An 11,278-nucleotide genomic window follows, 5' to 3' on the forward strand; every position below is an offset into this window, starting at 1 on the left:
TCTTTATGTATACATGTTCGCGTGATCTTCATCTGCGAACATATTAGGTTCTTAGAAACGACTAGCCTTTTTATCAGAAGTAGACTGAGTGTTTTGTTTGTTTTCATCAAAACGGGAAGCTTTTTTATCAGCAGCGTCTTTAGCTGCGTTTTGTTTTGCTTTTTCGTCATCAAAACGGGAAGCCTTTTTATCTTTGATAATGTCTTCCTGTGTTCTCGGTTTTTCCGGAACTGGCTTAGGCGTTGGTTTGGTAGTCACCGGCTTGGTTGTTGATGGTTTGCTTGGTTTAGCAACAGTACCACCACTTGCAGCAGCGGCAGCAGCAGCTTGTGCAGCAGCCAGAGAATCTTCAGCTGCTTTTCTCAGCATAGAATCTTTTTCAGCAGCAGCGGCAGCAGCGATAGAATCTGCTGAAGCTTTTGTCATAGAGTCAACCTGTGCCTGAGTGTATGTACCTTCATTGGCATTATCTCCGCCACAAGAAGCAAAAGTCAGGGCACCGGCAAATGCGGCTAATACTAAAATGCGTTTTTTCATTGTTTATGATTTATTTGTTTTGAAACTTTAGTTGTCTACAAAGATATTATGCAAAAATTAAAATCTGCCCTAAAAATAGTATATAGTATGTTAAGAGCGGGGTTTATGCAATTATAATTATACTATTTGATACGATTTCCGGCAAAAAGTAACCCTTTACACCTATATGATGCAAAAAAATTAATAAGTGCATAAAAAGATAATTTTTGTAAAAAAGAATTCTTAATACTATCTTTGCATATGGCAGCAAAATCTAGCAAGTTTTACGGCGAGGGACTTACCTTTGATGACGTCCTCTTAGTGCCGGCTTATTCAGAAGTACTTCCGAGAGAAGTAAACATTTCCACCAAACTTACCAAAGACATTACCCTTAACACGCCCATCATTTCGGCCGCAATGGATACCGTTACGGAGGCGAATCTGGCTATTGCATTGGCGAGAGAAGGCGGATTAGGTATTCTACACAAGAATATGAGTATTGATAAGCAAGCCGAGCAGGTACGAAAGGTAAAGCGCTCAGAAAGCGGTCTTATCCTCGACCCGATTACGCTGCACCCCGACCAGACTATTGGTGATGCTCTGAAAGTGATGAGAGAAAACAAGATCGGTGGTATTCCGATCGTGGACAGCGCACACAAGCTGGTAGGTATCCTTACCAACAGAGACTTACGTTTCGAGAAAAACGTGAAAAAGAAAGTTTCTGAAATCATGACCGCAGCCAACCTGGTGACCGCACCAAATGGCACTACCCTTCAGAAAGCGGAGAAAATTTTACAACAACATAAGATTGAAAAATTACCGATCGTAGATAAAGCCGGACAATTGATCGGCCTCATTACTTTCCGTGATATTTTACAATATAAGAGCCACCCTAACTCTTGCAAAGATCAGTTCGGCCGCCTGCTGGCAGGTGCTGCCGTAGGCGTTACTGCAGATCTGCTGGAGCGTGTAGAAGCCCTGGTACAATCAGGTGTGGATGTGGTAACACTGGACAGTGCACACGGACACTCTAAAGGTATCCTGGATGCCGTGAAGCTGGTTAAGAAAAACTTCAAAAATCTGCCGGTTATCGGTGGTAATATCGCTACTGCTGCTGGTGCCCTGGCCCTGGCAGAAGCTGGTGCTGATGCCGTAAAAGTAGGTATCGGACCTGGTTCTATCTGTACTACCCGTATCGTTACCGGTATCGGTGCTCCGCAGCTGACTGCTGTTATGGAAGCCGCTGAGGCACTGAAGAAAAAAGGTATTCCTGTAATCGCTGATGGCGGTATCCGCTACACCGGTGATATGGTAAAAGCCATCGCTGCAGGTGCAGCCTGTATCATGGCCGGTTCTGTATTTGCAGGTACCGAAGAAAGCCCTGGCGATACCATCATTTATGAAGGCAGAAAATTCAAATCTTACCGTGGTATGGGTTCTCTGGATGCAATGCAGGATGGTTCTAAAGACCGCTACTTCCAGGATGCTGAAGATGATGTGAAGAAACTGGTACCGGAAGGTATCGTAGGTCGCGTTCCTTATAAAGGTACTGTAAGCGAAGTGGTACAACAATTCGTTGGTGGTCTGAGAGCCGGTATGGGATACTGTGGTACTTCTACTATCAAAAAATTACAGGATGATGCACAGTTTATCCGCATCACCAGTGCAAGTATGGCAGAAAGCCACCCACATGGTGTGGTGATTACTAAAGAGGCGCCAAACTATAGCCGCTAATTCATTTTACATTCTTATAATAAATCAGGCAACCATATATGGTTGCCTGATTTATTATAAGAATAATCCTATATTTATCTCTTCAAAATCCATGTCATGCAAAAGATTACCCAAACCATAAAATACACTGCAGCATTGCTTCTCCTCGGCGGCGGCACCCTGCAGGCACAAAAAATAAAAGAATACTACCCGGATGGCAAACTATCCTTCAAAGGCAATTATGCTTATGTATGGGGAGAAATGGAAAGTTATGAATATCCTGAAGTGATGCAGACACGCTCTGCAAAATGGAGTAACCGCTTTGCGGAACTGGATCAGTATAGCAACCTCATACCCCGCAAGCAATATGACGGGAAATGTACTTTTTATTATATCAACGGCAATATATACTATACCGGCACTTATGAGCATGGTGTAAAACAGGGTACATTTACCTTTTATCATATGAACGGAAAGGTTGCGGCTAAACGTAATTATGATCATGGCATGGCTTCCGGCACCTGGGAGTCCTGGGACGAACAGGGCAGAATGACCACACAATTCCATTATACTGCTTTTTCAACCCAGGTAATGAAAGAGATCAGTAACTATGTATTTGAAGAAGTTGCCGACAGAGATCGTGGCAGTAACAGAAAATATATGGATTCTGTATTTTCCAGTATCTACCAGCAGGATTGGAAAGATCAACTTGATCCGCGTACTGCTGAAGAACGGGACGGAATATATGTTATAAGAAAATATGCAGAACAAAACCTGTTTAAACGCAGTATAAAAGACGGATCATTTAAGGTTTGGAAAGAGGGACAACCATACATGGAATTCTATTTTAAACAGAACAAGCCTGTCGGAACCTGGAAAGTATGGGAAGACGGGCAACTGGTTTGCAACATGAACCTGGATATACCTCGTCCGCCACGTCCGGTTCAGAGAGAACTTAAGACTATAAGCCTTTCTGAAATGGAAGGGTCCGGAGATCCGATTGCCATAGATCCTGGTATTACAATAGCTGTTCCCCCAGATGGTGCACCACCTCAAGCGGAAAAAGTATTTACAGCAGTAGAGCAAATGCCTGAATTTCCTGGCGGTCAGGCGGCAATGATGACCTACCTGAACAAGAATATTATTTACCCCGCTGAAGCAGTGAAGAAGGGAATCAGTGGTAATGTGATTTTAAAATTCGTCGTAACCGAAAAGGGAGACATTGAAGATGTGCAGGTAGTACGTAAGGTCAATCCTCTGCTGGACAAAGAGGCCATACGCGTAGTTAAGGCAATGCCGAAGTGGAAACCCGGAAAGCAAAATGGGAAGGCCGTAAAAACACAATACAATCTGCCGGTACGATTTGTACTGCAATAAATAAAAGCGGGAGCCCTATGGCCTCCCGCTTTCATCTTTTAAATATTTAATCTTTCATTGTAATAATTGGTTTTTTCGCTCCTGATGCTTTCATGATTTCCGGCATCGTGGCTTCGGCGTTCTTAAGTGCTTTTGCCTGCTGGCCGGTCCAGTGCTTCGTGAGGTATAACTGTCCCTGACTTGTATCCTGTGTGGCAAATACCAGCGGTAAACCTTTTTTAATATGGGTTATAACCTGCGACATCGCTGCAGCTCCGCCTTTTGTCAGCTTCATATTAATGCTGTTCGCCGTGTCACTTACTTCTATCTCCGGCCGTCCTTGTGTTACGATATCTCCCCCATCTATTTTCGAGGATATTTTGTGAATCGTGAACCCGATATTATTTATATCCTTATTAATCATCGCCCACTCTGTACAGTTTGATCCTTTATAATATGGAGAAAGCCCCCAGTGCAGGTTGAGCACCAATGGAATGCCCAGCAGGGTTTTATTCCGGATAAGGGTAGTTCCTTGCACAATCACCAGGTCGGGCTGTATCTTATTCAGCAAAGCCACCACTTCCGGGCTGTTGATATCTTCTACCGTTTGTAGTGGTATTTGGTTATTCATCTCCTGCCACTGATCGCCCAATACACGTTCATACCCTGCTCTGATCTTATGGCGTTGCATAAAATGACGGGCGATGATCGAAACTGATTTCAGGATACCTTTCTCCATTATTTTCTTCAGGAGGTTTGATCTTGAGTTTTCCCTGATGACCAGCACCAGCTGATGGTCTTGCGCAATCCTGTTTACAAAATAATTCAGGTGTACAGGTGTGCCAATCAATGCGACGATTTTTAATTGATCCATTGCTTAAGTTTCGTTTTCAGTTGGAAGGAAGATCTGAATTTATTGAGTGCAATTTTCCCATCCTGTACCAGCGGATTGAAACGATGCAGTAATAGTTGTCCATGAATATAATGATCCAGGGGGAAATAGTTCTTCTCCATGATCGTGCTGATACCGGTATGCATACCTGCTTCTGCAGCTATTGCAATAATACGTTCATTAAAACTGCCATTGGGGTATGACACCCAATCGGGCTGTCTTCCCAGCAGCTTTTGTAATATGTCCTGTGCTGTCCGGAACTCTTTGTTTACTTCTTCTTCCGACAGGTTGGTCAGCACTTCATGCGTGTGGGTATGGTTGCCAATGTGGACCAGCGGATGCCGGGCAAATTGCACAAATTCCTGCTCCGTCATAAAGCGGTTGGCATCATGTTGTACATACAGTGCATGTTTACCAAAATTAGTTCTGATATACGATTCAATCTCGCTTAACCGCAGACCTTTTAAATGCATGACTTCTTTAAGAATAGTTTCATCTGTCTGACCGGATTGCTTCCGGTAAAAATATAAGGCATCTGACCAGAATATTTTCCCGTTATACAGGTAATCTGTAGGCACAAAAAAGAGTGCGGGTATATTGAACTCTTCTAATACCGGCAATAGATTGAGGTTATTATAATAGCCATCATCAAAAGTAATCAGGCCATATTTCTTCGCAGGGTCTAACTGATCCACTCCGGCGGTAAAAGGTCCGGTAAATACATATCCCTGATCCAGAAAAAAATGAATGAAATTCCGGAAATCCTGCACCGTAAGCCGTTCCTGCGGATAAAGCAGGTTATGCTTATAGTCCGATGACTTTTCCAGGCAGGCATGAAATAAAAAAGTATTTAAAGCCGGTTTTTCCCCAAACATCTTTACATAGATATTCGAGGACAAGTCATCAGCAATATTGAGCAGAGATTTTAAAAACATATCATTTTGGTCAGCGCGGACATCTTTATTTCCGACAATGATACCGGCAGGTACACGCATTTATTCCCATGCCGAAAATAAGATTAAATAAGACTTGAAACTAAAAAAGCGGAGTGATTTTTCACCGGGCTTACCCTGTTAAAATCACTCCGCTTATATTAATGGGCATTAAGCCCTAAACTTTCATGCTTAGCTATTGAAAGGCTTTCTGGCTTTAGGGCCACGTTTATCACCGTAGTCTCCTTTTGGCTTATTGCCACCACCATAAGAATTACCTTTGCTGTAGCCACCTTCACGACGTGCGCCGCCATAGCCACCGCCACCGGATCTGTTACCGCCACCTCCGAAAGAAGGTTTGTTATCTGCTTCTTCTACACGCACCTTACGGTTATTGTATTTACGGGAGCTGATGTTTGCAGAGATATAATCCAGTGCATCTGCAGGGATGTTAAAGAAGCTGCTCAGTTCTCTTACAGTGATCTTAGTGATCATATTACCATCAAAGTCTGTTTGATCGGTAATGAACTGAATCAGTTTTTGCGTATTCAGGCCATCTTTGGTACCTAAGTTGATGAACAGTCTTACTGAACCATCTCTGTTAGCACTTCTTTCAGTTGATTTCTGCTCGTATCCTGAGTTTAAGTCCGGAGCATCTTCATAAGAAGCAACGGTATCTTTCAGTTGCAGCCACAGTAAACGTTGGATCAGGTCTTCTTTGTCAATACCTTCAAAGCGCTCATTGATTGCTTTGCTCATTTTTTCGCTGAAGTGAGTCTGACCTTCTGTTTCTTCAATTTTCTCCATGAAGTAGAACAGGCGTTTACGCACTACTTCATTTCCATCAGGAATATCAGATTTGTTGAATTTCGTTTTTGAAATGCGTTCGATCTGACGGATCTTTCCGATTTCTCTTGGAGTAACGATAGACATACAGATACCAGATTTACCGGCACGGGCAGTACGACCACTACGGTGCGTATAGCTCTCTACATCTTCCGGTAATTCGTAGTTGATTACGTGGGTAATATCGTTAACGTCAATACCACGGGCAGCTACGTCAGTTGCAACGATCGCCTGCAGCATTTTACGTTTGAAGCGATCCATTACTTTGGTACGCATTTTCTGATCCATGTCACCGTGCAGCGGGCTTACATGATATCCTTCACGCATCAGTTTTTCAGAAATATCCTGAGCATCCTGTTTGGTGCGGGTAAAGATAATACCGTAAATATCCGGTGCGAAATCCAATAAACGTTTCAGGGTATCATAACGGTGATGAGCGCTGGTCACAAAGTACTGGTGATCGATGTTCTCATTCGTTACGTTTTCTCTTGCTACTGCAATCTCTTTAGGATTATTCATAAAACGCTTTGCAATACGTCTTACGTCATTATTCATGGTTGCAGAGAATAACCAGCAGGCTTCTTTCTTTTCTGCATTTTTCAGGATGAAATCGATATCATCACGGAAACCCATGTTCAGCATCTCGTCTGCCTCATCCAGTACCACCGTTTTCACGTGGTCTAAATTGATCACACCGCGCTCCATCAAGTCCATCAAACGACCTGGTGTTGCAACGATGATATGCGGACGACGTTTAATTTCTCTGATCTGTGCGCCGATCGGAGTACCACCGTAAACGGCAACAATTCCTACTCCAGACAGAAATTTACTATATTTTACAAATTCTTCCTGAATTTGCATACACAATTCCCTTGTAGGACTCAGTACCAAAGCTTGAATTTCGCCAAGTTCCTCTTCTATACGGTTCAGCAAAGGAAGCCCAAATGCCGCGGTTTTACCGGTACCTGTCTGTGCCAGGGCGGTAATGTCAATGTTCTCACGAACCAAAAGCGGGATGGTCTGTTCCTGAATTGGGGATGGTGTTTCAAATCCAATTGCCTTTACAGCCTGTACGAGTTCCTCTTTTAATCCGAATTGTTCGAATGTAATCATTACTATTTTTTGAAATAAGCTGCAAAGGTACGACAATTCTGTCATACTCAATACTTTTATTATATGAGAGCTATATAATCTTTTATGTAAACCTCATACAAGTTCCTGGTAAACCTGCATCGTATGCCCTGCAAAATGGGCTGCTGTAAATCGTTCTGCATACCTCAGTGCTTTTACAATCTGCTCCTGCCGTTTGTCTTCTCGTGTCCATAATTGGGCAATGTGCGCAGCAAGCGCAGCATCATCAGAAGGGTGGACATACAGGCTGTCCGGGCCGCCGGCCTCTTCCAGGCAGCTGCCCGTAGCCGCGATTACCGGAACGCGACACTTTATGGCTTCCACAATAGGAATACCAAAGCCTTCAAAAATACTGGGATACACAAATATAGTTGCCAGCTGGTATATGGCAGGAAGATCGGCAAATCCTACATCAGAAAGGACTTTTACCCTGTTCTGCAAATCATGCTCCCGGATGTATGCTTCCACTTCTGTACTGTAATCCGTCTTTTTACCGACGAGTACCAGCGCAACCTCTGCGGGTAGTTGCTTTAATGCTTTTACAATCAACAATGCATTTTTGCGCGTTTCAATCGTGCCTACACTGAGCAGGAAACGCTGGGGCAGCTTATATTTTACAGCCACAGCTCTTAGCTGTTCCGGAGGTACTGACTGTTCAAAAATCTCATTGCAGGTCTGGTATATAACCCGTATTTTTTGTGCAGGTATTTTCATATACTGCACCAGGTCTCTTTTGGTTTGTTCACTGATGGCAATGATCAGATCGGCTTTATCACAGGCAGATTTGGTTTTAAACCAGTATATTTTCCGGTCCAGGGCCGGATATAATTCGGGAAAGCGCAGGAAGATAAGATCATGTATGGTCACTACATATTTTACCCCCTTAGGTGTACTGCCTGCCGGCAGCTCTGCACTGAGGCCATGGTACACCTGAATATCTTTTTTAGGTAAGGTATAAGGAATCCGGAAGCTTCTCCAGAAAGAAGATAAGAGCTTGCCGGGAGATTGTATCACCTTTACCCTAGGCATCTCAAAAGCCTGGTCAAACAGGCTTGGCCCCTCCAATAGTGGTGTGTATAACAGGTATTGATGCTGCGGATAGTATTGATGCAAAGCCTCCACGAGGGAACGACTATAATTTCCCAGGCCGGTACGATTCTTAAAGGCTCGTTTTGCATCAAAAGCGATGTTCATATCCTGCAAAATTAGTTCATTTTTGATTTACTGTCCCGCTTCAGCAGTTAAGAAATCATGTACGTCGTCCATCCACTCGTCTTTATATCGGTTCAGATAGTTTTCATGGCCCGCAAGCGGGTATATCTTCAGCACTTTCCTTCCCTGCAGATTATGGTAAATAGCATCGATTTCCTGTCGGCTCACATACTTGTCGCTGCCTCCTGAAAGTAATAATACCGGGCACTTAATCCCCGCAGCATAATCTATAGGGCAATGCTCAAACGCATTGAACTGATTCTCTACCCCGCCCCATAACACCAGTAAATGTGCCATAGGAAATGCAGGCACCCCCATAACATTAAATCGTGCTGACACGGTTTGCAATAAACTTCCGAAAGGACACTCTAATATTGTAGCTTGTACCGGTGCATCTGGCGTCTGGGACAAATAGCGCATGATGGATACCGCGCCCATCGAGGTCCCAAATAAGACGATGTGCCGCTCACCCATTTGCTCCAGTAGCTTTACACTTTCGGCTACCTGCTCCGCCTCTTTGTATCCGATAGTGGTCTCATTGCCTTTTGCTGCACCAGCCCCCATAAGATCGATCAGTAAAGTGCTGTAGCCCTCGTTCAGAAATGCTTCTGCCCGGTCGAGCATACCGGCTTTACTGGAGCCATACCCATGACAGATCAGTACAATTCCTTTACGGTCCGGAGCTTTGATATACCAGCCTTCTGTAGGATGGCTTCCTCCTATTTTAAGGGTAACATATGATTGCTGAGGAGTTGTAAACAGCTGTGGGCGCGGGTTATCTGCACCGGTCAGAAGGGCCGATAATTTTTGCGAGAAAGACAGTGCATCAGGCTTTACTCTCTTCTCCGTTGTCGGTTCAAAATGGGTAAAGCGGTATGCGTGCAAGGCCGCAACAATATTCATCAGCAGCACGATCAAGCCAATGCTCCAGAGCAGGATACGCCGTTTCTTTTCTTTACGGATATACATAGTCTTTTTAAAATTCAGGGTCTACCTGGAATGAGATCATTTGTTTGGTTGCCGGGTGCTTCACCGACAGATACTCTGCATGTAAATGCAGCCTGTTTGCTTTGGTGCCGTACAGGTCATCGCCCACTATGGGCATATTCAAACCTAATGAGTGGGCCGAATGCATTCTCAGCTGATGGGTACGCCCGGTTATGGGATAGAAATACACACGTGTTTTATTTCCTTCTATGCCAATCACCTGCCATTTGGTTTTAGAGGGTTTGCCATACTCATAGCATACCAGCTGATGCGGACGGTTATCGAGATCTACCCGCAGTGGCAGATCAACGAAGCCCTCTCTCTGCTCCAACACACCATCCAACAGGGCAATGTAGCGCTTCTGTATTGTTTTTTTGATAAACTGGCTCTGAATATAATGATGCGCCTCTTTGGTCTTTGCTGCAATCAGCAGACCGGATGTAGCCATATCCAGGCGATGCACCAGTAATGGGCCAGTAGCATCGGGATATCGCTTCTGCAAAATGCTCAATACACAATCCTGTATATTGATGCCGGGCACGGACAGGAAATCTGCAGGTTTATTAACCACGATGATGTATTCATCTTCGTATACCGTTTTGATCTGGTCGCCCAGATCCTCCTGCACCAGCATAGGATTATCATCAGTTTCCATCCCCTCCATCATATGTTCCAGTATCGGCTCGCACTTGCCTTTACAGGCCGGATAGAAATAGCCGTGCTTCCTGATTTCCGAAACAGGTGATTGGCCCCACCAGAACTCGGCCATGGCCAAAGGTTTTAATCCATGCTGAAAGGCATATTGCAGCATTTTAGGCGTGGCACATTCGCCAGCGCCTGCCGGTGGATTTTCAAAAATCTGCGGATCAAAAATGGTCCTTACATTTTTATATGTTCCGTATTGGTTTATAAAGTTGTATTGCTGAAAAAGCCATTCCTGGAGATGGGCAGACTGTTGTTTGCGCAATTCTTTCAGCCGGTCTATTTCCTGTTGGAATCCGGCAATGGTTTGTGCCAATGCATCGGCCTGCTGGCGGCGCTGCTGCGTAAAATAGCGCAGATATGCACTATCTGTTACACTTTCTTTGGCCAGGGCCTCACAATACAATTCATATTCAGCTGCATCCAATATGGTCTTTTGTTCATTTCTCCTGGTTTTACGTAGTGCTTTCTTTTCGCGCAATTGCTCTTTTAGCTGAGCGATATCTGCAGCCACTGCAGATTCTTCAATCGCGGCAGTTGCAAGTGCAGCAGTATATTCCGGTGCTGCTTCCAGTGCTGCTATTTGCAGGGTTACCTGGTGTATCTCCTGCTCTCCTGTTCTGAAAACGCCGCCTTCTCTGAGCATATCAAATACCGGCGGCACAAAGCGGCCAATCGTATTAGAGTTGGCCAGCTTACCGGAAAAAGCGGTCAGGTACCCTACCCTGCCGTCCTGGGTCTGTACCAGCAATACGCCAAACATCTTACCGATAACCAGACCGGCTTGCCCTTCCTGTAATCCGAAGTTATGCTCCCACTCCTGCTGCGACAGGAGGTATTGCTGCAATGCAGCTACCGCTTCCAGACATAATGGATGCGGCTCGTAATAAAACGGGAAGGTAAACCGCTCCGGCAATTCTGATGGAGCGATATCCCGCTGGAAAGGAATAAAACAGGCTGGCACTTCCGGCACACTAATCGACATATACTA

General features: G+C 44.5%; 9 protein-coding genes. 2 read left to right on the plus strand and 7 right to left on the minus strand.

Going from position 1 to position 11,278, the window contains the following annotated elements; genetic code table 11:
* Positions 1-51 precede the first annotated feature (51 nt).
* A complete protein-coding gene (locus EMP01_RS15580) occupies positions 52-537 on the minus strand; it encodes a hypothetical protein (RefSeq protein WP_202615974.1) in 486 nt (161 codons plus the stop codon).
* Positions 538-777: 240 nt separating this feature from the next.
* On the opposite strand from EMP01_RS15580, the gene guaB reads away from it, so the two are divergent.
* A complete protein-coding gene (gene guaB / locus EMP01_RS02685; protein WP_129019945.1) occupies positions 778-2,250 on the plus strand; it encodes an IMP dehydrogenase in 1,473 nt (490 codons plus the stop codon).
* A 96-nt stretch (positions 2,251-2,346) separates the two neighbouring features.
* Entirely contained in the window at positions 2,347-3,606 is a 1,260-nt protein-coding gene (locus EMP01_RS15585) for a TonB family protein (protein WP_202615975.1), read from the plus strand.
* Between the two features lie 46 nt (positions 3,607-3,652).
* Here the strand turns inward: EMP01_RS15585 and EMP01_RS02695 are convergent, their stop codons facing one another.
* From EMP01_RS02695 to EMP01_RS02720, 6 genes are all read right to left on the minus strand, one after another.
* Positions 3,653-4,459 (minus strand): formyl transferase, encoded by an 807-nt coding sequence (locus EMP01_RS02695; protein ID WP_129019946.1) that lies wholly within the window; start codon positions 4,457-4,459, stop codon positions 3,653-3,655.
* The gene (locus EMP01_RS02700) at positions 4,447-5,412 is read right to left on the minus strand and encodes a polysaccharide deacetylase family protein (protein ID WP_161971195.1); all 966 of its coding nucleotides are present in this window, start codon (positions 5,410-5,412) and stop codon (positions 4,447-4,449) included. Before EMP01_RS02700 ends, EMP01_RS02695 begins: the two co-directional genes overlap by 13 nt.
* Positions 5,413-5,601: 189 nt before the next feature.
* On the minus strand, positions 5,602-7,368 hold the full coding sequence (locus tag EMP01_RS02705; protein ID WP_129019948.1) for a DEAD/DEAH box helicase: 1,767 nt from the start codon (positions 7,366-7,368) through the stop codon (positions 5,602-5,604).
* 93 nt (positions 7,369-7,461) lie between these two features.
* Complete coding sequence (locus EMP01_RS02710) at positions 7,462-8,580, minus strand: glycosyltransferase family 4 protein (protein ID WP_129019949.1); 1,119 nt, start codon at positions 8,578-8,580, stop codon at positions 7,462-7,464.
* A 27-nt stretch (positions 8,581-8,607) separates the two neighbouring features.
* On the minus strand, positions 8,608-9,567 hold the full coding sequence (locus EMP01_RS02715) for an alpha/beta hydrolase (RefSeq protein WP_129019950.1): 960 nt from the start codon (positions 9,565-9,567) through the stop codon (positions 8,608-8,610).
* 7 nt (positions 9,568-9,574) lie between these two features.
* A complete protein-coding gene (locus EMP01_RS02720) occupies positions 9,575-11,272 on the minus strand; it encodes an RluA family pseudouridine synthase (protein WP_129019951.1) in 1,698 nt (565 codons plus the stop codon).
* Between the last annotated feature and the right edge of the window lie 6 nt (positions 11,273-11,278).

The organism is Edaphocola flava, from assembly GCF_004118155.1.
Taxonomy (GTDB): domain Bacteria; phylum Bacteroidota; class Bacteroidia; order Chitinophagales; family Chitinophagaceae; genus Edaphocola; species Edaphocola flava.